Raw genomic sequence first — 26288 nt, forward strand, 5'->3', positions numbered from 1 at the left:
CCTATCTATTCTCAAGCTCAAATTCCTTCATATAATTTACTAATTGCTGTACGCCTTCTGCTGGCATCGCATTGTAAATACTAGCGCGCATACCACCGACTGATCGATGTCCTTTTAGCGTAACAAAACCACGCTCTTTCGCTTTTTGTAGAAACTCACTGTTCAGCTCTTCTGACGGCGTTGTAAACGGAATGTTCATAATTGATCGATACGTAGGATCAACCGGTGAAGTAAACAATTTTGATTCATCTAAGAAATTGTAAAGTAGTGAAGATTTCATTCTATTTTGTTCTTCAATCGCAGATACCCCGCCTTGCTCTTTTAACCACTCTAATACAAGTTTCGTTACGTAAATACTAAAGGACGGCGGTGTATTGTATAAGGAGTTATTTTTACTGTAAGTTTCATAGTTTAACATCGTAGGACAAGAGCGATCTGCTCCTCCAATTAAATCTCTTTTTATAATCGCAATCGTTAAGCCCGCTGGCCCTAAATTCTTTTGCGCTCCCGCATATATAAGACCAAACTTCGAAACATCATATCGTTCTGATAAAATATTTGAGGACATATCCGCAACGAGCGGTACTTTATCTACATGTGGAACTTCCACATATTTCGTTCCTTCAATTGTATTGTTCGTTGTAATATGTACATAATCTAGTTTTTCATCGCCTAGTAAACCATCCAGTTTAGGAATTGTAGTAAACTTCTCATTTTCAGAAGAAGCAATCACTTGTACTTCTCCTACTTTTTCAGCTTCTTGCATCGCCTTTTTAGACCATGAGCCAGTCAATATATATCCTGCTTTTTTATACGTATTCATTACATTCAGCGGTATCATAGAAAATTGTAATGACGCACCGCCTTGTAAAAACAATACTTCATACTCATCAGGAATGTTCATTAATTCACGAAGCAAGCTACCCGCTTCATCTATAATACTTTGAAAATAAGAAGATCGATGACTCATTTCCATAATAGACATGCCTGTCCCGTTATAATTTACAAGCTCCTTTTGCACTTTCTCTAAAACTGGCAAAGGGAGTATTGATGGTCCTGCTGAAAAATTATACACTCTTTCCATCACCCAGATGACCTCCCTATTTCTCATTTTAATATTTTTTAAACTTTCTGAATTATAACCCACAATACAAGACACGGTCAATTTCTTTTCTAGTATTACGGCGCAAGAAGCAATGGAATCGCTTGCATGTGTAAACTTTTTTTATAAACATATAAAAAAGTGTTAAGTACATAATCGTACTTAACACTCTAGTAATAAAGTATAATTGCTAATTGTCCGTAAAGAACCGATCAAAAATTTGATAAATAGCAGAAAGACCAATGAGCCAATAAATAGTGTCCACAAGCGCCGGCATAGAACCAAACCATTTCTCAACTACATTGTAATCTAACGCCACAAATAACCAATTCAAACCGCCAAGAATCACCAAAATTACTGTAAGGTAAGACAAAAATTTCATGATGATTGCCCCCTAGGTGATAAGATGGTGAAAGGCCTTTCACTAGAAATATATGTAGTGAACCTCAAAACTTGCCTATTTTATAAAAATTATTTTCGGTACCAGCCATTAATAACTGCTGCCGTTTCTTGACTATGTATTTGATACGCATGCGTACTATTATTAGATCCAATAAACCAAATTGAAAAGCCTTTAAAATATGGCTTCGGTTCTAATACGTCACGGTAAGCGCGCCATCCGTTTAATTGTACGTCTTTTGAAAACACATTAGAAACATCTGGATTCCACGGATTTTGTAAGCCTAGTTCACGCGCCGGAACGTTAAATCCGCCAAAATAAACCGGTTTTCCTGTTGCTTTATGTAATTGTTCTAGTTGTTGAACAACATTTTGTCCACGGTTATATACTGTCGTCGCAAATAAACTTTGCTTCACTTCTTCATATGATGGATTTCTTTTTCCTGAAACTTCAAACCAACTATCGATGCTAACAATGTCTACCTTCTTTAAATACGGACGATTTATTTTCTCAACAAACTTCGCTTCATATGAAGGATCCCAACTTGCTGTTAACCACCAATTCATTTGATACAAAACATTTCCTTTATACTGCTGGCGAACAAAATCAATTGTATCGCTCCAATATCCTTCTGCATATTCCATATTCACGAAATTAGAAGCAATCTTAAGCCCGTACACATTGTATTTACTTGTAATCGAGTTAAAGATGTCTTGCAAAATAACCGTTTTCCAATTCCAGAAGAAATCATTAATATTACTTGGATTCCATTCCGTTTCCCCAACATTTCCTTGCTGAATATATGGGAACGGCTCCACTATAACTTGAATATTACGCTTTAATAATTCTTGAATTAAAATAATAGCCTGTTGCTTTTGCGCTTGATTAATTACCATATTCGTAGAAGTCACATTCGGAATATCTACCTGAATCGGTACATTTACTGTATTTAAATTTAAGCGCTCTACATCAGCTAACACTTTCGCTACATTTCCAACTTCCCATACCGTTACATTTCCTGATTTGATTTTTCCAGATTGAACAGTATTTACATCTGCCTGTACATTTCCTTGAAAACAAAAAGAAAATAGCATAATAAACACTCCTAAAAAACTTATTAAACTCTTATTTTTCTTCACAACTTTCCCCCTATAATTTTTGGCTTTCCTGATTATTTTATACAACATTTCATATATATTCCACAAAAAATCCAATAAATTTTTATTAATAAAAATGCTATTCACCCTTTATCCATATCTTATTCAGACTAACTTCCTAAAAATAGTAAGGTAAATAAAAAAGGAGCGTATTTCCGCTCCTTTTTCCCCTTATATGATTGAAATTATTAACTTCCTTCTGGTAACTTAATTGGATCAAATTTTTCAAATGAATCAATTTTTATGCTCACAACTGTATCCAATTTTTCTTTATCCGCACTAGATTTTTTATCTGTATTACGTTCACTCAGTTTTATAGCTGTGCGCATCTCTTCAAATTTATAATCTTTCGTTATTATATATTCAACAGTTAACGCATCCATATTAAATCCTTCCATTAATTTGTTCATATCTCCATTAATTTTCTGTAATGTATCAACTGCTTCTTTCCCCTTTAGGTCAAGTGTAAGCTTATGTGTATCTCCCTCCTTCTTCGCTTTCATTTTCTTAGCCAAAACTTCTGGTAGATCTAACTCATTAAGTAAATTTTTACTTACCATTACGTCATTTACATTAAATTGATCACTAGGTATCGTAATTAACTCTCCTGTACTAGGGTCTTTCACTTGAGCAACGACTTTTCCATCTACTTCGTACGTTACAATATCTGTTCCACTTATTTTCATTTCTGCTCTAGAATTCTTTCGTTTCGGCTCCATTTGAATGTTCATTTTAATCTCTTCTGATTGACTGTTCCCCTTCATTGACATAAGAGACGTTAAAGTGAGAAAATCCTCTTGTTTTAAATTATCACCTGCTTTTTTAAAAATATCTTTCGCTACTAGTTCATTTTCTTTTTGTACAGCGACTGGCTTCGTAACATTCGTTTTCTCACTACTACACCCCGTTGTCAAACCTACTATTAACGCCAAACTAGATGCTACAATCATTTTCTTCATAATGATCCTCCCCATTCCCTATTAGAAATAATTACACTTCATGTATAGTAAACGAAATAAATTAACATAAAAACAGATACAATACTTATTTCACTTCTAAACTAAACCAATTGTTCAATCCATATACTAACGTAACTAACGCTCCTATAACACCAAAAATAACTATATTTATACCAATTGAAGAACCAAATACAACAGCCATTATTGACACAATCATGAATAAAATGGCGATACTATTTATCTTAATTTCTACTATATCGCCATCCTTTACTTTCTTTTCTTTACTCCCAAAAAAGAATTGTTTCACTTTTATATTTGCTTCATCTCCCTCAAAAGGAAGCGTATATTCTTCATTATTTTCAAGTTTCATTACTACTTCATTATCTATCTTTACAGCGACTCTTGCTGCTCCTCCCATCATTCCCGTTGCCCTTACTACTTTAATACTCATGCTAAATCCCCCCTGCTTCAACGCCTTGTGACTCTATTTTCCCAAGTAGCTCTTCATATTTTTGCATCTCTTCTTGCGCATTATTCCAGCTCTCACCGTAAATATGAGTTAACTTTCTTGCTGTTATTTCAATTATAAAAGAGCTATCTCCATTTTGAAGTAATACGTACGTTCTTGTATCCTCTTTATATATTTTTATAGGAGTCGCTTTTTTTAACTTCTCCCCGGCTGGTTGTCCTACTTTTTCTAACATAACCGGTACATAACTTTTCTCTATAGCTCCCTCGATTGTACTTCCATTCCAATCACCTTTTCTTAATACGTATAATACAGTTACTACTTCTAACTTATCGAACGATTCTTTTTTATCTTTGAGCGCTTTATCTTGTTGCTCTACAATAATATCCTTCGTTTCTTGACTCATTTGTGGCGTCGTATTCACCGCATTTGTATGATTTAAGTTATACAATTTCCCAACTTTAAATATAAAGGAGATCGATAAAACGACAATTAAACAAATATACCATTTACTATATTTTGGTGATTCAATATCTGAATATGATTGAATCTTTTTATGTTCAGCTGATGATAAAGTGGGCTCTTGCACTACCGCAGCAACCTCTTGCTGCCCCTCATACACAGTTCCTTTACTCCAAAAACCCTCTAGCTGTGCTTCCAGTTCTTCTTTTGATAGTTTCGCAGCTGGAATAGTAGTAGCCTCTCCTTTTTTAACTGTACTTTCCATATTGGAAATTTCACGATTTCGAATGATTTTATTTCTTTTCACATTGTATTCAGCATCAAAGGGTGTTCCTAATCCTACTTCTTTATGAATTCGCCCTTTTATAATAGATGAAATGATATACATCATAAAAATAACTATATACACGGAACCGGCATACCAACCTGTCAAATATACAGGCAGTATTATCCAACCTAAAAGGCTTAAAATAACTAAAATATAGTGCAATGTAAGATTCCTCTTACTTGCAAACGAAAATATTTTACAAAACTTAGAAAATGCATTCCAAAATGTATACGTAAAACTTGCCATAAAAGCACAATACTTATTTTTCGTTCCGATTGTATCTCTATAAATTTTGTAAGCACCTTCATGATTTGGCTCTAATCGTATCGCAGTTTCAGCTAACATTCTTGCTTTTTTAAAATTCCCTTTTTCTCTTGCTACATTTGCAAAAAAGACTAGATTTGTTACATTTTCTGGATTTAGCTCTAAAGCACGTTTTTCCGCCTTTATACCCTCTTCTATTCGTTTCGGATAATAACTCAAAAGAATAAAAGCATATCTTCCTACATACATATCATTTTCAGGTTCTAATTCTATCGCTTTGTTATAGTAAGTAATACCTTTATTTAACGATTCGATATGTATTTTTGCCTCGCCGACATAAAAGTAATATACGCCTTCTTCCGGATAATTTTTTATCCCTATTTCTGCTATCTCTTTTAATCTCTCAAAATTTTCTTGCGCATAAAAAATGTCTAGCGCTGTTAACAAAACATTTTCATCTAAGTGATCTATCTTTAGTGCTTCTTCTAAATATTTACTTGCTTCATCAATTTGTCGAAAACCAAAGTAGTACACATGACTTAAACAAAGATAACCAGTCGCATCTTCTGGATCTTCTTTAATCATCCATTCCGCTTCTTCTTTTGCAAGCTCAACATCACCAAGCTTTAATAAGTGCGAGATTCTCCTAAGTTGCTCTTCCATCTATTCCTTTCCCCCAATCTAATATCATTTATTTCAATTGGTGTTCTTCCATATACTCTAATACTTTGTCAAAATCTTTATTTACATCACTAAACGTTGCATAATTTTTTGCAGTTGAGAACCAGTCTAAAGTTGTCGGTTGCCGTTTTTTCATTGCTTTTAATAAATCTTCATTGGATAAGGGTTGTAACTGTCCCGTTTCAAATGAACGCTGAATAGCTTCATTAATAGCGTCTTCCACTAAATACGTTAAATCGGCCCCTGAAAAATGCTCTGCATACTTCGATACAAACTCTAACTGCAATTCCATTCTCGGTTTATCCTTTGTTTTCAGCTCTAGTATTGTTAGTCTTTCCTCGTTATTTGGTGGTGCCACAAAAACAAGTGAATTAAAACGGCCTGGTCGTCGTAACGCTGGATCAATATACCATGGTGTATTTGTTGCCCCAATTATATAAACACCTTCATTAAAAGAATTACTTCCGTCCATCTCAACTAGCAATTGATTAACTAACGTTCTTTGATGATGAGCACCCATCTTCTGTCTATTCCCGCCATATGCGTCTAACTCATCTATAAATAAAATACAAGGCTTTGTTTTTCTTGCCTCTTCGAACACTTCATGTAAACTTTTCTCTGCTTCTCCTGACCACATCGATAGTATTGCTTGCAACTCTAAATGAATAAAATTAGCGTTTATCTCACCTGCAACTGCTCGCGCTAAAAATGTCTTACCACATCCAGGCGGTCCATAAAATAATAAACTGCCTCCTACTTTCTTACCGAAAGCTTGAAAATACTCTGGATTCTTAATCGGCATAATAAAGTCCATATTTATTTTCTTTTTAATATCTTCCATTCCGCCAACATCATCAAAAGTTATTTTACTTTCTTCCACTTCAACCATTTGATTTTTTTCTCTATCAAAAGAAATCACTTTAATTTTTTCTCGATATTTCTCCATGTCGTTCATTCTTGTAACTATCCCCCTATAAACCCCTTTAATGTAGAATACATGTATGCTTATTGCTGTAAAACTATAAACAAAATATTCCAAAAGAAATTATAACAAAGTTCCACAGATTTTTTTGTCAAATCTTGTCATATAACAAAAAAGAAACCCTTACCTATAGTAAGAGCCTCTTCTAATATTATTTCGGTTGCAAAGTTAACACCTTCCCCTCTATCCCCTCCGTATTCAATGTAGTCGTATGATACGTGCCATTTACCCAATCATCTATTTGATCATGATACCAATCGCTTCTAAAGTTTCCTGATTGTCCTGGCCCTACAATATGATAACCGTTTGACATATCTTTCGTATCAATGACGAATCGCCAAGAAGCTCCGTGATTGACGATACCGTTATCGCCGTAACTTGCTGCTTGAACGGTAACTTGACTTCCGCCAATTGGAACTGGTTTTTCGCGATTAAATGCAAGTAATGCTAACATACTAGATGATTTGGAGATTGGATGTGTAAAAGCAAGTTGATGGTAATCGCCCCACTTCCACTCCGTAACATCTGGTCCATACTCCTTCTGTAATTTCTTCATTACATTCTCGTACGATGTATGCACAACTTTTGTGAAGCCTCCGTACTTCATAAACCAAGCGCTATGTTCTCCTGCTACTTCTTTTCGAATTAATTCATCAACAACTTGTGCCTTTCCTTCAAATAACTCCATCACATCTTTCGGTATTTCTTTTGAAAATAACGTATTTGAAATCTCTTTCATTAATAGATGGAATATTAACGGTGCCGATTCATCTTTACTATCGTAAAAATTCCACTTCGTTAATTGTTTTACGCCCTCTTTCTCTACTTCATTTAAAGATGCTTTATTTAACTCTTTTAAAAATATAGGAGCAAACTCTTTCCCGTATAAATTTTTTTGATCCATCTGTAACTCTTCTAAATCTTTCACCGTATACTTTTCCTTCTCTTGTAAAAACTCTTGAATACGCATTTGCCTATATGGCTGCGCCCACGTATTACTAATATGGTACGGATAATGATCATCAACAATTTTATTATTCGCAGTAGAAATAAACCCTTGTTTTGGATTGATTACTTTTGGAAGTTGATCATATGGGATATACCCTTCCCATTCATATTCATCTGTCCATCCTGGCACTGGCAGACTACCATCACCTTTTTTACGCACTGGTATATTTCCATTTGCTTTATAAGCAATTGTGCCATCATTTGATGCAAATACAAAGTTTTGAGTTGGGGTATGGAAGTCTTGAAGAGCCGTTTCAAACTCATTCCAGTCTTTCGCCTTATTCATATTTAATACAGCCTTTAACTCAGCGGAAGGCTCCAAAGCAGTCCACTTTAAAGCAAATACTGTTTTCGTTTTCTCTTTCCCTTTATCCGCAAACTCTGAAATGACTGGACCGTGCCTCGTAACTGTAACATTATACGGTATTGTCTTTCCACCTTTTACTTTAATAGATTCATCCAGAACAGTCGCTTTTTCCCACTTATCGTTATATAGAAATTCATTTTCATTATTAGGATTTCGCTTTTCAATATATAAATCTTGTACATCAGGGCCGGTATTCGTAACGCCCCATGCTATTTTGTCATTGTGACCTAATATAACACCTGGTACGCCAGCGAAAATAACGCCACTCACATTCAAATCTTTCATTTCAAGTTTCGATTGATACCAAATAGAAGGCGTCGCAAGAGATAAATGAGGATCATCCGCTAACATCGGCTTACCAGACGCACTCTTCTCACCGCTTATAACCCAGTTATTACTACCATTAAACTCTGGTGGAATGATTGTTTTTGCAAAACTTTGTGCTACGTCTACATTTGTATTTTTTAGTTCAACTAGCAATCTAGGCGCATCTTTCGGATATGTAGGAAATAACTCATTTGCTTGCTCTTTCGGCAAATTTTTCAGCGCCCAATATCGAAATGCCTGTCCGTGCCAATGTCCCCCTAAATCAAACGCCATATACTTTCCAATCGTTAACGTATCCACAATGGACCATTCAGCAGGTTCATAGCCTAATATAGTAAACTCAACTGGCAATTTCTTTTCCTCTTTTGCCTCGCGTATAAAGGCATTCACCCCATCAGCAAATGACTGCAGAGCATATTTCGCTTCTCCATCATATTGATTAACAGACGCTTCGGCTGCTCGCCGTAAACCGAGCGTTCGAAACAACTTATCTCGATCAATAGCTGCTTCCCCTACAACCTCACTTAACATCCCAGAAGCTTGCCTTCTACTTAAATCCATTTGAAATAACCTATCTTGCGCTTGTACATACCCTTGCGAAAAATATAAATCGTGTGCATTTTCCGCTTTAATATGCGGTACACCTTTACTATCTCGCTTTATCGTAACAGCACGTTGTAAATCCTCTAGCTTTATCGTTCCATCTATCTTTGGCACAGATTTAAGCGTATATATGTTCAAAAAAATCGCTGTACATATAACCAACAAAAGGACGATACTACTAGACCAAATAAAAATTCTCTTACCACGAGTTCGTTTCTTTTTTATAACAACTTCCATATAACCCCCTCCTTCCTCAAACTATTCGCTTCTATTTTGAAAGAACCTTTTAGAAAATTTGAAAAACCCCTTCATTTTCCTACAAATGAAGGGGGAATTTTTATCGTTTGTTACGCCAGCTTTCATTATAACCAAGATTTGAATCGGTCGCTAATTGTACATCATATAATATTTCACTAAAGAAATACTTATCTACTTTTTTTGGCACAATGCGTCTTTCATCATCAATTTCATCGTATTCATATGAACCACGATTCACTGTACCTGCTTTATAAAATTCAATGTCATACACACATATATCTTCTTCGTCTTCATAGCCAATTGGTGCTCCGCTAAATGACAGTTGTGCCCCTAATCCAGTGCGAGTATCTTCTTTATAAAACGTATAATACACACCGCCATCTTGAACTGATCCGCGAATCCATCCAAGTTTCGTCATCTTACCGAATAACGAGCGACCATTTAATAAAATACCACCAAATCTCTCAACAGTAACCTTATCGTCTTCCTCTACTACAAACACAGGACGTTCAATTTGTAGAAATGGCTGGACAATTTTCGAATGTTCCAGTTGCTCTTTCCACATTTCCTTTTCCGTTTCGGATAATTCTAACGGATGAATGAAACCAATCACGGTTCCAGACGAAAATTCATGATTCTCTCCTATCATTGAATAAAACGTACCATCCTCCGCATAACGGAACATTTTCAGTAACTTCCCTTCTATATATTCACCCCAAATAAGTGAAGTTACAAATTGCTTCATAATTGAATTCTCTAGAAATACCGACTTCCAGGAGTCATATGACCAATAGCGCTTTCTTGATAGAGCAGCTTCCAACCGTTGTTTCTGCATGGAAAGAGCACTTCGAAGCTCTTTCTTTAAAGTAGATAACTCTTTCTTAGCTAATTCAGCTTTTTCTATATCATCTTTTGCATTCGGCTTTGGAAGCGACTTCATACGTTTCCCTTCTTCTGTCTCTAATTCAATTTTTGACTCTGCAGTTAATATGGCCGTAAAACATCTATTCCCAAAATCAATTTCCTTCTCACCACGTATATTGAAACCAAGATTTGGTACTAGTTGATCTTCCAGCTCTTCTTCCGTTATACCACGCGTTTTTGCAGCGAGACTTAGTGCTTCTTTTGCTGCATTACGCACTTGTTTATGTTTATATTTAAAGGCCATTGTATGAATAGACATAAGTGCAAGCTTAGATGAGGACAAGCCTAAAGCCCGAACAGCATCAGCTGCAATTTTCCCTCGCATATCGAGCACCCATTCATCGATTTGCTTTTTCAGTATGCCGACCATTTTGTCATCACTATATATTCCATATAACGAAAGAATACCGCGTTTCTTCACATCTGCATCTTGAGAAATCCATGTTTGATATATTTCTTGCACACATTCTTTCAAGTCCTGTTCATTTAAAGTACTCCCAATCGCTTCAGCTGCCTCTTTCTTCTCAATAACAGAATCTGAAATGTACTGCTGCAAATAAGCTAATGGAATTGTAGCATCGGCAATTTCATTAGAATGACGAAGACGGATTTGTGGTTCATCCCCAATCAATTGCATAAGTGAATTTCTTTTTTGTTCCGTTACGATACGTCCACAAAGTTCTTCTATACTTTCTGAGTTTCTCTCCGTTTCAAGTAACGGAGCAAACTTCTCAACAAAAGAGGCATTCTTCTTATCTTGCAAAGCTTCCTGTACAAGTTCTGTATATTTTTCAATCTTATACTCTATAAGCAGTTTCATCACATTTTCACGGACAATTTTCTTTTTATTATGAAGTTCCAGCGCTACATCCTCTGCAGCTTCTACATCTCTTGAAAGAAGTTTAACTACAGACTCACGCATTTTTTTAGATGAATCCCCTAAAGTTTTAATTAAAATGGGACGCATTTTAATCATGTTATCCTTTGCTAACTCTTCTAAAATATATGCTTTGGCAACAGCAGAATACTCATCAAACCGTTCAATTATATACGCTTGTTCTTTTACAATGACATGAACAAGCGCTTCCTTCGCCTCATTTCTCTCTTCACTGTAGCATGCAGCTTGTTCAACTGCATAGGCAATCAGCTTTTCCTTACTTAGCCCATACGAAAGAAGTTCTTCTAATACTTGTTTCGGTTCTATCCCTCTGACAGAGCATTCGTAAAGAAGTTCGTATAAATTAACACTATATTCATCTCCGAATTGTAGTGTAAGTACAGCTTCCCTTTTTGCTACATCATCTATATCCCAAAGGAGTGCAACCTCTAACACCGGCATGGCCCAATACATACTTCTATATTTCGGATTTTTAAGTATGTGCTTCATATCCTCAAGTGACACTTTCCCTAGTAAATAATCACAATATGTATCACGTATTGTAGACAATTTAATTTGCAAAGCAGCAACAAAAAATTCTTCTCGCATTTTCCCTCTATTTAGCTCATGTCCTTTTTCAGCTAACGTTCGCGCGATAATAAGATAATTCATTTTACTTACATATTGCAAAGTGCGTTGAACAAATTCCGGATTTTCTTCCAACATAAAGCAAAGGAATTCATATTCATACGTCTTACAGAAGTCTTCACTATTCAAATTATGTTGCCTCAGGCGGTGCGCAAAAAACCTTTCCTCAGCAATCCAAAACTGTTTACAAAAACTTTGAATTTCTTCATACGTTTTCTTATTTACACTACCTGTTCTTTTGTAGTTTTGAGGCTGGCCAAGAGCATGACACATATAGCGCGTAGCATAATTCATAAACCCCCACACGTTTTTCTTTGCTAATATTTCCACATATCGCCTCGCAACGTTTGAATACTTATGAACATGAAATAACAGTCGCCAAATATAGTCCGGTAAATTTCCACCTAAAAATAATTCCCTATCACTTTCACCTTTTATATATCTTTCAGTTGCTTCAATCTTTTCCTTTTCCCCATTCAAATTCAAAATAAATTCAGCATGTTCTTTTAATCTCTCTTCCAATAAAGAGCTATACGTATGGAACCTCTCATAATCTACTTCAAACATTACGAGAAGTAGTGATAGTTGTTGCTTATTTAGTAAAGTATGTAATTGTCTCTCTATATAGTTCGGATTCTCTTTTGTTAACTCTTTCAGAAAACTATACGCCTCATTCACATAACTAGAGATATTAGTTAAATATTTACATGCAATTACTACAAGTTGATCCAATGGAAGTGCACTTTTTTCTAAATAAACCTTCATATTAGAAAAATCCACATATTTAAACCTTATTATAAGAACATTTAACAACTGCTCCCCTAACAAATAATAGAATAATCGTAAGAAAGCTGGATCTTGCTTATGCACTTTCCTAAAATCATTTATAAACCGCTCAGCAAAATCGCCTCTTCTTTGATCTCGAATTGTCGTTAATTGAATATCTTTCAAAATCTCTTCTTCTTTTGTTTGTAAATATAGCAGTGATAATTGTTCCTGTTCTTCTGTCATATGAATATATTGAAACAGCTGAGCTGTATTTGTAGTCAAACTTTGTTCCCCCGCATCTTTTATCCATTATAAAAACATCCTTATTTAATGGTAGTATAGCATAAAACCCACCAAAACGAACATACATTCTACATTAAATTAATGTAAATTAAAACACACTACTCAAAACACTTCTCCTTCTCTCTAAACTACCCATTACACACTTCTCTCCACCATATTTGCTACACCAATTCCTCAAAATCCCCTTCACATAAGCAAACGTTCGCTTATTCTGTTCAAATGCAATTTTAAGTGCCTCTAATACTCTCTCTCCTGAAACTTTTCGTATCCACTCTTTCAATTCCTTCACGATATATGGGGATAGACTACTTATATGTTGCTCGTAAAACTTATAAACTTCACTATGTGGAGTGTCCTCTTCCACTTCCACATCTTTTATTTCTTCAACAACTTCTTGTAAACTACTAGTATCCTCTTCTTCTGGCATACCAAAATACTGCAATAACAATGGAATCTTCCATTCTTCTTCCAGGCATTTACGTAAAAACATATGTACGAAATCTTTATTTTTCACAGTCTTTAATTCACGTAACACACACTTTTCTACATTCGTATTTAAAATAGGGTTATAATGTAACCAATTTATGATGTATAACTCTTTCGTTTCCGCACCGTATAAAATCTTTCCGTATTCAACAAACCTATTTAATAACTTCTCAACAGTCTCCATATTGTAGCCTGTTTCAAGTTCTGCCACACGCTTCGGTAATACGTAAATTCCACATTGCTTCGTTTTCGTACCAGTTAACAAATATATGTAAAAATAACGCTCCTCTGGCGTTAAATCTAATATGAATTCATCTTGCCAAAAGTTCACTTGCACATTACGGTACACCGCCATATGTTTACCTCCCCCTTTTATTCATAAAAAGGTAGATTTCAATCCTTCAATATACATATAGGAGTGAGGGCTTGGTTTTTGCAGTTGAATTCCAAATTTTTTTAACTACTACAACGACGGTTTTATTTTTTCGCGCTTTTTTGTTCTTGTAGTTGTTTTTGTTTTGTTTTTTCTTAGTGATTTATTACTTGGTAGGTGCTTATAAGGGGCTTGGAAGGGGCTTAATAAGGGCTTATATAAAAAGGAGCTGTTCCAAATTCTCATTTTGGATAGCTCCTTTATCATTCTTTCTATTTTTGACTTGCATCTAACATCTTCACTAAAAAGGCAGCTGCTTCACCACGAGTTGTTGTACCATTATATTTCCAACACCAGTAACTATCTGTAGGCTGTTTGTATGTGATTAAATGTTTATCCCTAAATGGTAATGCGACTAATTCACCTGTAACACCTTTATACTGTAATGCGTTGTCAATCATGATAGATGCACGAGTGATGGGTGCATTCGGATCAAAAATCCCACCACCACGACCGCTAATAATTCCTGCACCGCTACGTATGTTTATACCGCCACCATTTACGACTAACTCCAAGCTAGGCTGGATTAAATTCATTTGAATCAAATTGCTCGCTTCTTTCATTTTATGTAATTCTTCTGATTCAGAATGTTTATGCTTATATTCTGCCAGAAGAACTTTCTCATTTTCTGATACTTCTGCTTCATTAATTTGCATGTGATCTGGAGTTTCTAGATTGAAATTAGAATAACGTAATCCGTTCGTTCCACGCTCCCCTTGTGCAATACTAAGCTGGTCAGTATGAGATTTATTTATCTCTTCTGCTGATATTGATAAAGGTGCACTCCCTAAAATTACTAAACTTGTTGATAGTGCGATTACTCGTTTTTTAATATTCATTGCTGTAATCGATACCTACACTATCCGTGTAAATATCTCAACCTCCCTTTATTTTCTCATTCGTGAAAGACTATGAATCTACTATGTATGAAAATATGTTTATTCCACCTTTTCATTTTATCCCCAGAAGGCGAATTATATTTTCTAGAAAATCCCTTAACAGACATTATTTTATAACCAATTGCTATTGCCGTCAAAAGAACTTGTCCCCTTTTGCACACTACTACTTCTCAAAAAATAGATTAGGATACCTTTTACTCATTTTCTTCAATAGAACAACATGTACTTTTTAAAATGAATCAACGGCATTTTCATATAAAAAATGCCGTTGATCATAATTTCATGATAAGAAATCCTATACTAGCGGAATACATCTATTGCAAATTTCCTTTAACATTTTCGACAATCTCGTTTATCGTATTTCGATCAAACTTATCACTAATTTCGTATGGCTCACGATCTCCTACTAATTGTACGCCTACAATATCATTGCGGTCCTTACCATATTGCACTTCAATAATCGATCCACGCTCTATTTGCTTCCAAACAAGACCTGCTTCATCTTTATTATCTAACACTATACAGTCCTCAATATTTTCGTCAATCCCAATTAACTTGTTATCATCCATATATCCAACCTCGTATTGTTGACGTTCTTTCGCTTTGCCGCTTACTACTATACCTTTGCTTCCATATGAGTAATCCGTATAGTCCTTTTTCTCCGCCGTTTTTGGTTCTTCTGCTTTAGTTTTTTCAACGTTCCCACAACCCATGATAAGACCAATTGGCATCACCGTAGTTAGTACTACTCTAGTAAATTTCTTTATCATTTCTAAGCAACTCCTCATACTTACATTTAAATTCCATTTATCAATTTATTAAAAAATAACATGATATAAAATAGGCAAAGCCAACGATAAAATATTAGTTGCATTCCCACAAATTAATTAAGGACCAGGTTTTTTAAACCTAGTCCTACATAACTTTATCTTTGCTTCACATACTTAATTGTGTTGAATGAAGCCTCATTAAATAATCGTAAGTTTTCCCCATCATAATCTTGAACTTTATATGCTATTTTCTTTTTTTGAATTGTATCTTCTACACCATCTACTAAACGTTTATTGAGGTGTAAATAGATTGTAAAAGCTTCCTTATCATATTCCCAAGTTCCTTCAATATAATTCTTTTTATTTGGATACTCACCTTTACCATACGTTTCAAATGTCTTATCACCTTTTAGAATAAGTGACATAATGAAACCGTCTGTTCCTTTGAATCCCCAATTACCAATTAATTCCGTACCATCTTTCACATTCTTCATAACGTTATCCGTATTAATTCCAGCTTTCTTATCTAACTCTTTCAAATCTTTCACAGATACTGTACCGTCACCGATTTTAATATCCCCTTCAAGATCTTTGAATGCCTTAAGCCAGTAAATATCTCCTTCTTTCACTAACTTTTCGGATTTCTCCATTAACTCTTTATCAGTCTTATCGCCTTTTTCTCTTTTTTCTTTTCGGGTGAATACTTCATTTATTAAAGAAAAAGACTCTCTAAAATAACCAATTGCTTTTTCAAAATCCTTTTGTTGAGTTACATACTCTGCAGGGGGATCTATCGACTCAAATTTATCTAACATTTTATTTAATTCTTTCACACTATCTACTATATCTGATTTCTTTTTCTTACCGTCAAAAACCTCTCTTGTAATGTTGTTATGCTCCGCAAACAACTTATCAAACTCTACCCCTAATTTATACACTTTATTAGGATAGTCTTCCTTTGAAACTTTTTCTTTCTTGCTATTAGACTTCGATTCTTTTACTTTAGACTCTTCCGTTTTCTCCTGTTTAGAAGTGCTCGTTTTCTCAGACACTCCACAACCAAATAACAACATGACCGGAACTGCTACCCCTAGTAGTTTCTTTACATTCATGACTAATTTCCCCTTTTACTTCAATCGATTATCCTTACTATACCCAGCCTCTTTTTTTATCTTGTAATTAAAGTTACAATCGCAATAACTCCTAGAATCGGTCCCCAATATTCCATTTTTATAAAAAATAGTGAGTGTTTTTTGTTAAACATAACTTTTTCACCAGTTTCAGCATCTATATAAACTTTCCCATCTGGTTTATTAATATATTTACCCAAATACCAAGACATAACCCCTGATATAATAAACATTACCGCCATTGGCCAACTATGCTCTTGAAAATATGTAGTATCTCCTGTTATAGATTCAAAGATAACATTACCCAAAAGAGTATTAATAATTACAATAATTGCGACTAAAAAACCCCAACCAGACCAAATAATCATCTATTTCTCCTCCTAAAGCGTACAACTTTGTACCTTATGTTAATTTGAACTACAAATGAAAACATTAAATAAACCGAATATTCAGACGTAAATAATTATATTTATTCCACATTCGATTCTAACTTTAGTGTTCTAAATGCAAATGAACCAGACATAATTTGTAATATTGTTGGAATAAGCAAAAAGAATAATGACATAAATAACATAACTATAGGAATCACAATCATACAAACTCCATAAACTTTATTATTAACCTTGTTTACTAAACATGATAAAATAAGCAACCCTATTTGAACCGTTAAAATAATAGAGTAATAAGCTAAAAGTTCATAATCAACACCTTTCATAATATTAAACGCTACAACTATTAATAGTATGGAAATAATAATTCCTATAATGCCACCAATTAAACCTAGTACGAATTCAAGCGTTCTTTTCAATACTATCCTCCTTTTATGAGCCACTAACAACTTGTATATTTTTCCCATTCACCATCATACCAAATATTTATTGGAAAAACTATACATACTTTTCATTCTTCCTTACCTTACAGTGACCTTCTTACCATTATAGATAGCTTGTTGCAGTTATAAAATCAAAGCCTTCAAAATTACTAGCCGGATTGTCATACTGAAAATTATAAATTAAAACGATAGAATTATAGGATTTATTTAATTTAACTACTTTCTTAATTCGAGAGATTATTTTATCATCATATGAACATCCCGTTAATAACATAGAAATGTCATCACTCGCTTCTTCTAACACTTCCTTTTCAATAAAATCCTCATCTACATCAATCATATCTATATTAAAATCAACAAAAAATCTTGCTGGTATAGCGTCTCCTTCTTCATCATATGTAACATCGATATATGCATCTAACTGATCTTGCGTTTGCATATTACCGAACCATATTGAAACCATTCCGTGTACTTCCATTGTAGTTCTCCTTTATTTTTTATCTTGCAGAACCAATTTTATAACTTACTGACTACTTTAAAAGTCGAGATTTTTATAAAAACTATTTCTTCTTTCCTTTCAGTCAAATAGGATTATTCGGAAATTCATTGTCATACTTATGAATTAGCTCTTTATCATTTTCATCAATTGGTACTTCACCTAAGTATTTATGTTTCCAAATAATCATCTGATCACTAAAACTATATTCTGTATCGAACCAATTTGTATAATCGAAATGCATGTTAAATTCCCCACTATGTTCCAGAGACATTGTAAAAGAGTACCAAAGCTCTTGCTGATTATCTTTGAAAACATTTCTTAATTCCTTACTCAATTTATATAAAAAATCTTCTTTCCTTTCAAACTCCTCTTCATCAACTTCGTATTTAAAAGGAATTTCTACACTATACTTATAATTTTCTTTATTTCTGAAGTTGTTATAGAAAAAGTAAGTTCCCCCTCCATCTTCTGATATTTGTGCATAAAAATAAAATTTCTCCCATTCTTCTGGAATCATGGCATGAACCGTTTCCGCTATCTCTCTATATAATTGATTCAGTTTTATTTCCAATTAAATTCCCCCTATTTAATTTTCATCACTTACTTTTTCTATATTATACCATTCTTTTAATTAGCTCTTTATTTACACTAAAGTGTAATGTAGTTCATCTAAAAATCAAACCAAGTTTCGATGCCTTTAGAAAGTAGACATACCTCTTAAATACAATTAGTATTAAAATAAGAAATATGAAAGACTTAAAAAGGCTCTTACATGAAGGAAGGAAGTGCACAACTATGGATTTTAAAACAGTCATGCAAGAACTTGAAGCTCTAGGTAAGGAACGTACGAAAAAAATATACATATCTAACGGTGCCCATGAGCCAGTTTTTGGCGTAGCTACAGGTGCTATGAAACCAATTGCTAAGAAAATAAAAATCAATCAAGAGTTAGCCGAGGAACTGTATGCCACTGGCAACTACGATGCTATGTACTTTGCAGGCATTATTGCCGATCCGAAAGCTATGAGTGAGTCTGATTTTGATCGCTGGATAGACGGAGCGTATTTCTATATGTTGTCTGATTATGTGGTGGCAGTCACTTTATCAGAATCAAATATTGCGCAAGACGTTGCTGATAAATGGATTGCAAGTGGGGACGAGCTTAAAATGTCTGCGGGCTGGAGTTGCTACTGTTGGCTTTTAGGAAATCGTAAAGACAATGAATTTTCCGAAAGCAAAATTTCTGATATGCTTAAAATGGTGAAAGATACAATTCATCATTCTCCAGAACGAACAAAATCCGCTATGAATAATTTCCTAAACACTGTGGCAATCTCATATGTACCACTACATGAAAAAGCAGTCGAGATTGCAAAAGAAGTTGGTATAGTTGAAGTCAAACGTGATAATAAAAAAAGCAATTTGTTAAATGCTTCTGAAAGTATTCAGAAAGAACTTGATAGAGGCAGACTTGGTTTCAAGCGTAAGTATGTAAGATGTTAAAGAAATTCATACCTAGGTGTCAATTCGAGAAGGATTGACACCTTTTTAATTAAGGTTATTCAACTATTAGATAAGCTCAATAACTTCATTAACAGATTCACTAAACATATCAGGATCTTCATTTTTTATTTCCAATAATAGTTCTTTAATGCTACTCGTAATGGATATATCAAATTGCGAAAGTACTTTTCCATACACCGTTCTTATTTGGGGATTATTCAGTATTCTGTAATGTATAATCTCTATCCAGTCTTGAGCGCCACTCATCATCGACGGAGCAGCTGTAGCAATACATTTCAATCCCTCTTCTATATGATTTTCATATAAGCCCTCTATCCCATGAATCAAACTAAACATAACTTCAGGTTGTTCAGTATCATCATCAAAGACTAAACATAAATCTGGAATAATAGAAACATCGTTACACTCAATCACTCGTATGCATGACTCATTAAACTCTTGTATCTCATTTTCATTTTCTAGCAAACGGTTATCATATAATCGATTTAAATGTTCTTTAGTATCCAAAAAAGATTATCCTTTCTTTTTTCATCTTCAAAATGTTCACTGTCCCGATTGATTTTTATCGTAAATTTCATCAGTAAATCAGCTATTTTATTTTCAAAGTAATATACAAGCGTTTGTTGAGACGTATTTAAATTAAAAAGTAATATCCTGATAACCTACTTTAATTACCTTTTCATTTAATAAACGAACTCCTACACCATTTTCTATATCCCACGTACAATTAAATGTAATTCCAATCTCTCGTCCTTCCGTAATATGTGCATACGGAACAACAATACCATCTAAACTGACCATCTCTAGCATTTGATCAGTTGTTTCAACCTCCATTTATTAGCTTTTTTATTTTAGGAGTAATTCGTTCACTGTAAGAAAAATCACTTAAAATATGTTCAACGTCCCTTTTATTATTCTCATAAAAACAAATTTCAATATTATCTTCATCATAATAACCGAATTCAAAGCTCGTCCCAAACTTTGAATGAACTGAATCACCATCTATCGTGTAATCTATATCGACATACTCCTCAAGTTTTTGGAGTGATTTAGAAATTCCAAACCAAACTGAAGCCATTCCACTATATTCCACTTTTCCATGCCCCTCTAGCCGGTCTATAATTCACATAAACATTCTTCACTTTACTATTTTTGTAATCTCAAACTAGAAATCAACTCATTTAAACTATTCGAAACCTCTATAAACAACCACGTTCGAAATCCTCGAATTCGTTCTTTCCACTTACATTATTTAAAACAAATAGTGAACCATTTCTTTCTACCACTATAGGAACCTTATCTTGTCCCTTAATAACTCGTGATTAAGTCTTCACCCTCATATCTAGGGTCTTTCTCCACTTTACCATCTTTTGTTTTGATGACTTTTAGTCTACCTAACCACTCTGCTCCGTTATATGTCTCTTCACTTACCCATACATTATGCTTTTTACCGTCTACCTCAACTACTAATGTTGGATGTGTAAACATGAATTCCTTCTCTACATGCCTACCTACAATTTCTGCATGTAATGATGTACCTTCTTCAACTAGTTTACTATTCTGATACCCTTCGATAATAGGTAATCCAATAAATACAAATAATATCAACCCAAATACGGTCACTTTCTTCTTTGTACTCCATTTATTCTTTTCTTTCACTTCTAATTATTCATATAAGCTCTCAATTTCCATACACCAAAAAGAACCCTTTTCCATACACTTATCATCAATTTTTTTCAATTCTTCCTTCAACCAACTTATTGTACACTCTGGTATATTATTATCGATAAAGGCATCCTCACCATTTATCTCTACTGCCTTATCAATCATTTTTGAATATACTAATAAACATGCTGCAAATTGTTGTATAGAAGAATTCATAAACACTTCTTTATACGCATCACTATTATTTAGAAATACTATTTTTTCTTGTTTTTCAATTATACAAATTGGATCTCCAGAACTTGTTGTTCCTAAATACCAATATTTTCGAAACTCTTCTGGCATATGAAATACATTTATAATAGACCTTACGAAAGACTGAGATGAAGTAAATTCTAAATATGGTGGCGGTGTTTCTGGCAAGCCTCCTATAGACAAAAATCGTTTCACTTCAGCTGAAAAGTTTTTGTTTATTAATTCTTTTTCAGGAAATGTAATGAGTGGGCCATCTTTATTAACATCCCATTTCTCTCGAAAATCCTCTGGTAGTATCATTTTTTCACCTTCTTGATGTGTTTATGTCTTTTAAGATTTAATTGGGCTACTAGATGGTATTATCTACACTTATTCACTAAAACTCCCTAATTCCTCTGTCCAAAAACATCCTTCTGTTAAAGCAGCTGCATCAATTTTTCGAAGTGCACTAGAAATCCACTCCACCAAACCTTTAGGTATATTTTTTTCAATATAAGCCTTTCTTCCATTGGCAGCCTTTACTTCTTTTATAAATTCCACATAGACAAGTAAAGATTCTGCAAACTTCTCTATCGTACTATTTATAAGAACGACTTTATTTTCATTGTCATAATCTATATATACGAGTTGTGATTTAGATTCATCAATACAGATTGGATTTCCACTACCAGTAAATCCAAAGTATATAAACTTATCATACATCGTACCTAATTCATTTTGTATCTCGCTCAACCTTATCCCGCCACCGTTATCCGCAGGTTCAAATGTAAGAAATGGAGGAGCAGACTCGGGAAAACCTGCTTTAATTAAGAAGTCTTTCGTTTCTTTCGAGAAGGAAAACGAGTGAATGATTTTTTCATTATAATGAATTAAACCGTATATTTCTTCATTCCAATTCACTAAAAAATCTTGTGGTGAGATCATTTTATCCTCCTGTATATCATACACTCTGTATTCGATTTTACTCGTATATTGCTTTCTTATACGACTACATGTCCATAAAAATACTTTTTACCAATCTTCCATTCTTTCTTTGTTAAAACATCGATATATGACATCAACTCTCTATTTTTTTCATTTTTTATTATCGTATCGTATTGAATAGGACATTTGATTCCACTCCAAATTGATAAAACGGAAGGTATAGTAACAACATTATAAGTAGTTCTATCTCTTAAAGAACTCATAACTTCCGAAACTAACTCCTTTGCCAAATCTCCAGGAAAAGATAGTCTATTACGATAATAGTATTCTTGCGTATCGTTATTTTCGATAAATTTAGAATAAGCTTCATTAAATTCTTCTAACGATACTTCATAATACTCGTCCTCAATTCCAAGCATCCATGAAAGTTCATTTCTTATAGCTTTTTCAACAAAGGTATCTTCCCACTCTTCTAGTAATGCTAAAAGATATGGTACTACATGATATGAAAGAGTTTCACTAGCACTTACTACAAAATTATGAACTCCATCCTCTGAAGCACTTGAAAGGAATTTCAAATTATTCGTTTCTAATAAATCATCATGAGTAGCTACTGAACAAAATAGTCTAGTGCATAAATGCAAAACAAGCTCATTTCGAGTACTATTCATAAGTTCAATTAGTAACCCCTTTACGGAGAAATCACCTAACTTTAACAATTCGTTAATTAAAATAAAGGATTCTGTCTCTGTTGCACTATCCCTTAAGTTAGACTTAAGAGTTTCAATTGTATGATTAGAAACTTTTCCATACCAAATATCTTTTTTTAAATGCTCTAAGTCCATCATTCTCTCTCCTTTTATTGCTGCTTACATTTATACGAACCATTTCATATGAATAATATTATTAATCATGTAACTTATTTAAAAACTCCGTAAAATTATTAGCAATATGGTATACATTTTCTCTTGCTCTTTCCTCTGCTTCCTCAGCCGTAATCCCTTCACTTTCCATCAATGTTTCCTTTTCCCATGCCCCCTCATGTTCCCAAAAGACGACAATTGGATCTTCTTTATGATTTTTATAATCAAAGCAGATTAAACTTCCTGCTGGGTCAAATGCGAATGGCACCAATTCATTTGGTAGAGTAGAAATATACTGGTTATATACTTTAACGATATATTCTCTACTATCTACATCATAAGAAAGTAAAGTTCCAAATGCCTTTGTTATCGTATCTATTTCAAATTTATAAGGTAATACAGCTGAACCATTATTATTTGTAGCACATTCTACATAGTCACTTGGAAATATATACCCTATCCCTTTTCCCACATTGTCTATATATTCTGCTGAAACTGGCTCATCCGGTACTGGCCATGTTAAGTCATTTCTCATTTAACTTCACCTCCTAACAAATCACATCACGTTTATCCGAAATAACTAATTGCATCATCAACCAACCATGCGAGTCGTATGTCTTCTTTTGTAATCGCTTCATTGTTATGTAAGTCTTTCCACGCAATCAAATCAATTGACGCAGTCCACAAAATGTTGTCACCGCCTTTTGATGCACCGATTCCTAATGCCCCTGTGACAGCTGCTATTTCAATCACATTTTCTGAGAATCTATTTTCAAATCTACTTATTTCACTTGATTTACTCAATTTCGAATACATTCCTTTCATAGCCCACAGGCATAAGTACTTTGTGAGTTTTCCTGTTTTATTATAATTGGTCATGGTAAAGCCTATATAGAATTATAGCTATAATTCTATATAGGCTTTTTTTCACCTGGAATTTTAAATTTATTTACATCATATTCTTTAATTATATATACTTTTATAGCTTCAAAATCTTTACCAAAAGCAAGAAATGGATTTTTTAAGAAATATATTATTTCTTCGTCGTCATAAATTCGGGCTTTAATTATTTCTTTGTCCGAGTGAAACGATAAATTGACTCCTTTGTAAAAATATTCGTAGTATCCTTCTTCATCCTGCTCACTCTTATCTTCAAAAGGAACAGATTCAATATAATATATATTCCCATTTACATTTATTGATTTCATACAGCATCACTTCCTTTTCAAGAATATTCATAAGAAATTAAATAGTCTCTGTCAATCATACCAAAAATAAGGGATTTACTTTTAGAATTTATAAAAAATATATAGGATTAAATTTAAATCTTTATATTTTTTTTCATATTACTTCATTATCTCTGTACAATTGTGTAATGTGTCACAGAAGTAGACATATTGCAATGAGTCGCAGTGAAGTGGGATATCCCTTGAGAATATAAAATAAGAAGATTAATCTAGAAAGACTATCTAGTCTAATCTTCTTTTATTGAATTTTTAATTAATGCATTTTTACCCTTAAAATAATATAATCAACGGGTGGATTATTATTTACATCCTCAAAACTGGTTCTAATTTTAAAGTCAAATTCATTTGTTATATTTTTCAATGAATAAAGGTTTGTTCCATCTACACTTGTACGGAGCAATATATCCGAAAACGTAAAACGCATGAAGAATATGTTGAGGAACTATTAGAAAACGCGGGTATGATATGCCGCAGAGGTTTTAGAAGTTCATGGCGATAATATCGAAGTTATAGGAACATACAAAGGCGCTAGAAATACCACAGAACACAAATGTAACTCATGTAAAAATATATGGGAGGCAGCACCAACAAATATTTTAAAAGGAAAGGGAGAGAAACATTATGTCAAAGTTATTACGTGAATTATCTAAACCGGATAGTGAGGCCCTGCGTTCCGAAGCACTAGAACAGTTGAAAGTTACTTCAGGTAAAATTGTTGCTTGTGATCCTCTTATTTTTAATGAAAATCACTTCGAACAAACAATTCAGCCAGGTACATATCCAATTGTTGCTTGGTGGCATAAGGAAGATGGAGTCATTGCTGGTGCTGAATTAAAATTGTCGGAGTCAAAAGCGGTAGGATGGAAGAGGGCAACAAAACCAGGACAAAATATAAGTGAACTGGAAGACGGATATATTTTTGGTTACCCAGTTGATACAGGCTTAGGGTGCTTTGCAGATGTTGAAGCAATTGGTAAGTTAGAAGAAATAGAAGACAGGTTACAACAAGAACTAGGAGAAGAATTTACTAGTTTGTATGATGATCTTATAGATGACATACTAACAGAACATGATGAAGATTGGGGAAATTGCGTGGTGTGTGAAGAAACAGGAAGTAATATCATTATATTCCGTTCAGGTTATGGAGATGGATTTTATCCTTCCTATTGGGGAATCGATGAAGCAGGAAAAATCGTTTCACTTGTTACTGATTTTCAAGTGCTACATGAGGAAAATTGAGGACAACATCAATAATGATATAAAAGTCAATATTTTTTCTTTTACAGCGTCAAATATTCCTCGTCTAATATTTGTAAATAACCCGTGGGATAATCTCCTTATGTACTACTGGTTCTGATAAATAGGGTTATATTCTTAAGTGAATATAACCCTGCATTAATTCTAGTTGTTTATTAACAGTTGTTTATTTAAATAATTTATTAACTCTACTGATGTAGAGTTAACGTCAAGTAACTCCAAAATATACATAATGGTTGATTTTAGAGTTACTAGTGCACTGTTTTATCACGATACAGGTGAACTTCAGATACTCTACGCTCCGAAATTACTTTTTCTATGGTTTCCTGGCGATTATATTCTACATGCACCTTTTCACAGTTTCCCCAATGAGTAGGAGCGAATTTTTCGTATGACTCAAATACATCTAGAAGACGATTTAATATCTCTTCTTCGTTAAATGCTACAGTCGGATACATTGCGATTGTAAAATAATTCGGTTTCATTTTACTACTGCTTTTATTTGCTTTATCACAGCCAAATAAGTTTAAATCCCTTTCCCACTATTAATCACGTAACTTATTTAAAAACTCCGTAAAATTATTAGCAATATAGCTTTCATACATCCTCCCTCAAAAAAA

25 protein-coding genes and 7 pseudogenes are annotated in these 26288 nt (G+C 33.8%); 2 read left to right on the top strand and 30 right to left on the bottom strand.

Features of this window, described 5'->3' with window-relative positions; all coding sequences use genetic code 11:
- Nucleotide 1: 1 nt before the first annotated feature.
- From serC to MKY00_RS15930, 18 genes and pseudogenes are all read right to left on the bottom strand, one after another.
- Nucleotides 2-1084, bottom strand: a complete 1083-nt coding sequence (gene serC / locus MKY00_RS15850) for a 3-phosphoserine/phosphohydroxythreonine transaminase (protein ID WP_029141151.1) — start codon at nt 1082-1084, stop codon at nt 2-4.
- A gap of 208 nt (nt 1085-1292) precedes the next feature.
- The gene (locus MKY00_RS15855) at nt 1293-1484 is read right to left on the bottom strand and encodes a DUF378 domain-containing protein (RefSeq protein WP_000670803.1); all 192 of its coding nucleotides are present in this window, start codon (nt 1482-1484) and stop codon (nt 1293-1295) included.
- 89 nt (nt 1485-1573) lie between these two features.
- Nucleotides 1574-2641, bottom strand: coding sequence for a glycoside hydrolase family 113 (locus tag MKY00_RS15860; RefSeq protein ID WP_000739778.1), 1068 nt, complete (start codon nt 2639-2641; stop codon nt 1574-1576).
- Between the two features lie 206 nt (nt 2642-2847).
- Nucleotides 2848-3618, bottom strand: a complete 771-nt coding sequence (locus MKY00_RS15865; protein ID WP_016718005.1) for a hypothetical protein — start codon at nt 3616-3618, stop codon at nt 2848-2850.
- An 85-nt stretch (nt 3619-3703) separates the two neighbouring features.
- Nucleotides 3704-4069 carry a hypothetical protein gene (locus MKY00_RS15870; protein ID WP_016718006.1) on the bottom strand — a complete coding sequence of 122 codons (366 nt, stop codon included), beginning with the start codon at nt 4067-4069 and terminating at the stop codon, nt 3704-3706.
- A 1-nt stretch (nt 4070) separates the two neighbouring features.
- Nucleotides 4071-5804: a tetratricopeptide repeat protein gene (locus tag MKY00_RS15875; protein WP_062822223.1), complete on the bottom strand. Its 1734-nt coding sequence runs from the start codon at nt 5802-5804 to the stop codon at nt 4071-4073.
- Nucleotides 5805-5832: 28 nt separating this feature from the next.
- Nucleotides 5833-6777, bottom strand: coding sequence for an ATP-binding protein (locus MKY00_RS15880; protein ID WP_016718007.1), 945 nt, complete (start codon nt 6775-6777; stop codon nt 5833-5835).
- A 178-nt stretch (nt 6778-6955) separates the two neighbouring features.
- Nucleotides 6956-9346, bottom strand: coding sequence for a penicillin acylase family protein (locus MKY00_RS15885; protein WP_016718008.1), 2391 nt, complete (start codon nt 9344-9346; stop codon nt 6956-6958).
- Nucleotides 9347-9446: 100 nt separating this feature from the next.
- Entirely contained in the window at nt 9447-12866 is a 3420-nt protein-coding gene (locus MKY00_RS15890) for a DUF4132 domain-containing protein (RefSeq protein WP_016718009.1), read from the bottom strand.
- 109 nt (nt 12867-12975) lie between these two features.
- Entirely contained in the window at nt 12976-13728 is a 753-nt protein-coding gene (locus tag MKY00_RS15895; protein ID WP_016718010.1) for a DnaD domain-containing protein, read from the bottom strand.
- A 290-nt stretch (nt 13729-14018) separates the two neighbouring features.
- Complete coding sequence (locus MKY00_RS30205) at nt 14019-14369, bottom strand: S-layer homology domain-containing protein (protein ID WP_392387799.1); 351 nt, start codon at nt 14367-14369, stop codon at nt 14019-14021.
- Nucleotides 14354-14645: pseudogene (locus MKY00_RS30210) on the bottom strand (S-layer homology domain-containing protein); the annotation flags it as partial. The pseudogene MKY00_RS30210 and the gene MKY00_RS30205, both read right to left, overlap by 16 nt.
- A 374-nt stretch (nt 14646-15019) precedes the next feature.
- Entirely contained in the window at nt 15020-15475 is a 456-nt protein-coding gene (locus MKY00_RS15905) for a hypothetical protein (RefSeq protein WP_000591651.1), read from the bottom strand.
- Between the two features lie 155 nt (nt 15476-15630).
- Nucleotides 15631-16587: a DUF3994 domain-containing protein gene (locus tag MKY00_RS15910; RefSeq protein ID WP_016718012.1), complete on the bottom strand. Its 957-nt coding sequence runs from the start codon at nt 16585-16587 to the stop codon at nt 15631-15633.
- A gap of 56 nt (nt 16588-16643) precedes the next feature.
- Nucleotides 16644-16973 (bottom strand): hypothetical protein, encoded by a 330-nt coding sequence (locus MKY00_RS15915; protein ID WP_016718013.1) that lies wholly within the window; start codon nt 16971-16973, stop codon nt 16644-16646.
- Nucleotides 16974-17074: 101 nt separating this feature from the next.
- Nucleotides 17075-17413: a DUF4064 domain-containing protein gene (locus MKY00_RS15920; RefSeq protein ID WP_016718014.1), complete on the bottom strand. Its 339-nt coding sequence runs from the start codon at nt 17411-17413 to the stop codon at nt 17075-17077.
- Between the two features lie 127 nt (nt 17414-17540).
- A complete protein-coding gene (locus MKY00_RS15925; RefSeq protein ID WP_016718015.1) occupies nt 17541-17915 on the bottom strand; it encodes an immunity 22 family protein in 375 nt (124 codons plus the stop codon).
- A 103-nt stretch (nt 17916-18018) separates the two neighbouring features.
- Nucleotides 18019-18507 carry an antitoxin YezG family protein gene (locus MKY00_RS15930; RefSeq protein ID WP_061182948.1) on the bottom strand — a complete coding sequence of 163 codons (489 nt, stop codon included), beginning with the start codon at nt 18505-18507 and terminating at the stop codon, nt 18019-18021.
- 224 nt (nt 18508-18731) lie between these two features.
- Here MKY00_RS15930 and MKY00_RS15935 point away from each other — a divergent pair, with 224 nt between their 5' ends.
- On the top strand, nt 18732-19439 hold the full coding sequence (locus MKY00_RS15935; protein WP_016718017.1) for a DNA alkylation repair protein: 708 nt from the start codon (nt 18732-18734) through the stop codon (nt 19437-19439).
- Between the two features lie 66 nt (nt 19440-19505).
- On the opposite strand, the gene MKY00_RS15940 is transcribed toward MKY00_RS15935, so the two are convergent.
- The 11 genes and pseudogenes from MKY00_RS15940 to MKY00_RS15990 form a co-directional block, all read right to left on the bottom strand.
- Nucleotides 19506-19967 (bottom strand): Imm30 family immunity protein, encoded by a 462-nt coding sequence (locus MKY00_RS15940; RefSeq protein WP_016718018.1) that lies wholly within the window; start codon nt 19965-19967, stop codon nt 19506-19508.
- Between the two features lie 132 nt (nt 19968-20099).
- A pseudogene (locus MKY00_RS15945) lies at nt 20100-20288 on the bottom strand (DUF6985 domain-containing protein); the annotation flags it as partial.
- Between the two features lies 1 nt (nt 20289).
- Nucleotides 20290-20538: pseudogene (locus tag MKY00_RS15950) on the bottom strand (immunity 22 family protein); the annotation flags it as partial.
- A gap of 68 nt (nt 20539-20606) precedes the next feature.
- Nucleotides 20607-20761, bottom strand: a pseudogene (locus MKY00_RS15955) (SecY-interacting protein Syd); the annotation flags it as partial.
- 7 nt (nt 20762-20768) lie between these two features.
- Nucleotides 20769-21122 (bottom strand): annotated as a pseudogene (locus MKY00_RS15960) (hypothetical protein); the annotation flags it as partial.
- A 3-nt stretch (nt 21123-21125) separates the two neighbouring features.
- Nucleotides 21126-21677 carry an SUKH-4 family immunity protein gene (locus MKY00_RS15965; RefSeq protein WP_000602767.1) on the bottom strand — a complete coding sequence of 184 codons (552 nt, stop codon included), beginning with the start codon at nt 21675-21677 and terminating at the stop codon, nt 21126-21128.
- 69 nt (nt 21678-21746) lie between these two features.
- Nucleotides 21747-22301, bottom strand: coding sequence for an SUKH-4 family immunity protein (locus MKY00_RS15970; RefSeq protein WP_001989090.1), 555 nt, complete (start codon nt 22299-22301; stop codon nt 21747-21749).
- 56 nt (nt 22302-22357) lie between these two features.
- Nucleotides 22358-23146, bottom strand: coding sequence for an Imm47 family immunity protein (gene imm47 / locus MKY00_RS15975; protein WP_016718021.1), 789 nt, complete (start codon nt 23144-23146; stop codon nt 22358-22360).
- 61 nt (nt 23147-23207) lie between these two features.
- Nucleotides 23208-23699 carry an SMI1/KNR4 family protein gene (locus MKY00_RS15980; protein ID WP_016718022.1) on the bottom strand — a complete coding sequence of 164 codons (492 nt, stop codon included), beginning with the start codon at nt 23697-23699 and terminating at the stop codon, nt 23208-23210.
- A gap of 50 nt (nt 23700-23749) precedes the next feature.
- Nucleotides 23750-23989: pseudogene (locus tag MKY00_RS15985) on the bottom strand (DUF7021 domain-containing protein); the annotation flags it as partial.
- Nucleotides 23990-24075: 86 nt separating this feature from the next.
- Nucleotides 24076-24372 (bottom strand): hypothetical protein, encoded by a 297-nt coding sequence (locus MKY00_RS15990; RefSeq protein WP_002024464.1) that lies wholly within the window; start codon nt 24370-24372, stop codon nt 24076-24078.
- Between the two features lie 660 nt (nt 24373-25032).
- Here MKY00_RS15990 and MKY00_RS15995 point away from each other — a divergent pair.
- Entirely contained in the window at nt 25033-25650 is a 618-nt protein-coding gene (locus MKY00_RS15995) for a DUF4241 domain-containing protein (protein WP_016718024.1), read from the top strand.
- Between the two features lie 272 nt (nt 25651-25922).
- Here MKY00_RS15995 and MKY00_RS16000 read toward each other — a convergent pair.
- Nucleotides 25923-26153: pseudogene (locus MKY00_RS16000) on the bottom strand (hypothetical protein); the annotation flags it as partial.
- Between the last annotated feature and the right edge of the window lie 135 nt (nt 26154-26288).

This window comes from Bacillus sp. FSL R9-9834, from assembly GCF_038006905.1.
Classification (GTDB): domain Bacteria; phylum Bacillota; class Bacilli; order Bacillales; family Bacillaceae_G; genus Bacillus_A; species Bacillus_A pacificus.

Excerpts from the sequence above, each read along its gene's own strand:
- MKY00_RS15895 (WP_016718010.1), bottom strand. The coding sequence starts at position 13,728 with ATGGCGGTGTACCGTAATGTGCAAGTGAACTTTTGGCAAGATGAATTC.
- MKY00_RS15875 (WP_062822223.1), bottom strand. The coding sequence starts at position 5,804 with ATGGAAGAGCAACTTAGGAGAATCTCGCACTTATTAAAGCTTGGTGAT.
- MKY00_RS15865 (WP_016718005.1), bottom strand. The coding sequence starts at position 3,618 with ATGAAGAAAATGATTGTAGCATCTAGTTTGGCGTTAATAGTAGGTTTG.
- imm47 (WP_016718021.1), bottom strand. The coding sequence starts at position 23,146 with ATGGACTTAGAGCATTTAAAAAAAGATATTTGGTATGGAAAAGTTTCT.
- serC (WP_029141151.1), bottom strand. The coding sequence starts at position 1,084 with ATGGAAAGAGTGTATAATTTTTCAGCAGGACCATCAATACTCCCTTTG.
- MKY00_RS15880 (WP_016718007.1), bottom strand. The coding sequence starts at position 6,777 with ATGAACGACATGGAGAAATATCGAGAAAAAATTAAAGTGATTTCTTTT.
- MKY00_RS15970 (WP_001989090.1), bottom strand. The coding sequence starts at position 22,301 with ATGATCTCACCACAAGATTTTTTAGTGAATTGGAATGAAGAAATATAC.
- MKY00_RS15990 (WP_002024464.1), bottom strand. The coding sequence starts at position 24,372 with ATGAAATCAATAAATGTAAATGGGAATATATATTATATTGAATCTGTT.
- MKY00_RS15995 (WP_016718024.1), top strand. The coding sequence starts at position 25,033 with ATGTCAAAGTTATTACGTGAATTATCTAAACCGGATAGTGAGGCCCTG.
- MKY00_RS15925 (WP_016718015.1), bottom strand. The coding sequence starts at position 17,915 with ATGGAAGTACACGGAATGGTTTCAATATGGTTCGGTAATATGCAAACG.
- MKY00_RS15980 (WP_016718022.1), bottom strand. The coding sequence starts at position 23,699 with ATGAGAAATGACTTAACATGGCCAGTACCGGATGAGCCAGTTTCAGCA.
- MKY00_RS15870 (WP_016718006.1), bottom strand. The coding sequence starts at position 4,069 with ATGAGTATTAAAGTAGTAAGGGCAACGGGAATGATGGGAGGAGCAGCA.
- MKY00_RS15905 (WP_000591651.1), bottom strand. The coding sequence starts at position 15,475 with ATGATAAAGAAATTTACTAGAGTAGTACTAACTACGGTGATGCCAATT.
- MKY00_RS15855 (WP_000670803.1), bottom strand. The coding sequence starts at position 1,484 with ATGAAATTTTTGTCTTACCTTACAGTAATTTTGGTGATTCTTGGCGGT.
- MKY00_RS15885 (WP_016718008.1), bottom strand. The coding sequence starts at position 9,346 with ATGGAAGTTGTTATAAAAAAGAAACGAACTCGTGGTAAGAGAATTTTT.
- MKY00_RS15910 (WP_016718012.1), bottom strand. The coding sequence starts at position 16,587 with ATGAATGTAAAGAAACTACTAGGGGTAGCAGTTCCGGTCATGTTGTTA.
- MKY00_RS15965 (WP_000602767.1), bottom strand. The coding sequence starts at position 21,677 with ATGATACTACCAGAGGATTTTCGAGAGAAATGGGATGTTAATAAAGAT.
- MKY00_RS15915 (WP_016718013.1), bottom strand. The coding sequence starts at position 16,973 with ATGATTATTTGGTCTGGTTGGGGTTTTTTAGTCGCAATTATTGTAATT.
- MKY00_RS30205 (WP_392387799.1), bottom strand. The coding sequence starts at position 14,369 with ATGAAAGAAGCGAGCAATTTGATTCAAATGAATTTAATCCAGCCTAGC.
- MKY00_RS15935 (WP_016718017.1), top strand. The coding sequence starts at position 18,732 with ATGGATTTTAAAACAGTCATGCAAGAACTTGAAGCTCTAGGTAAGGAA.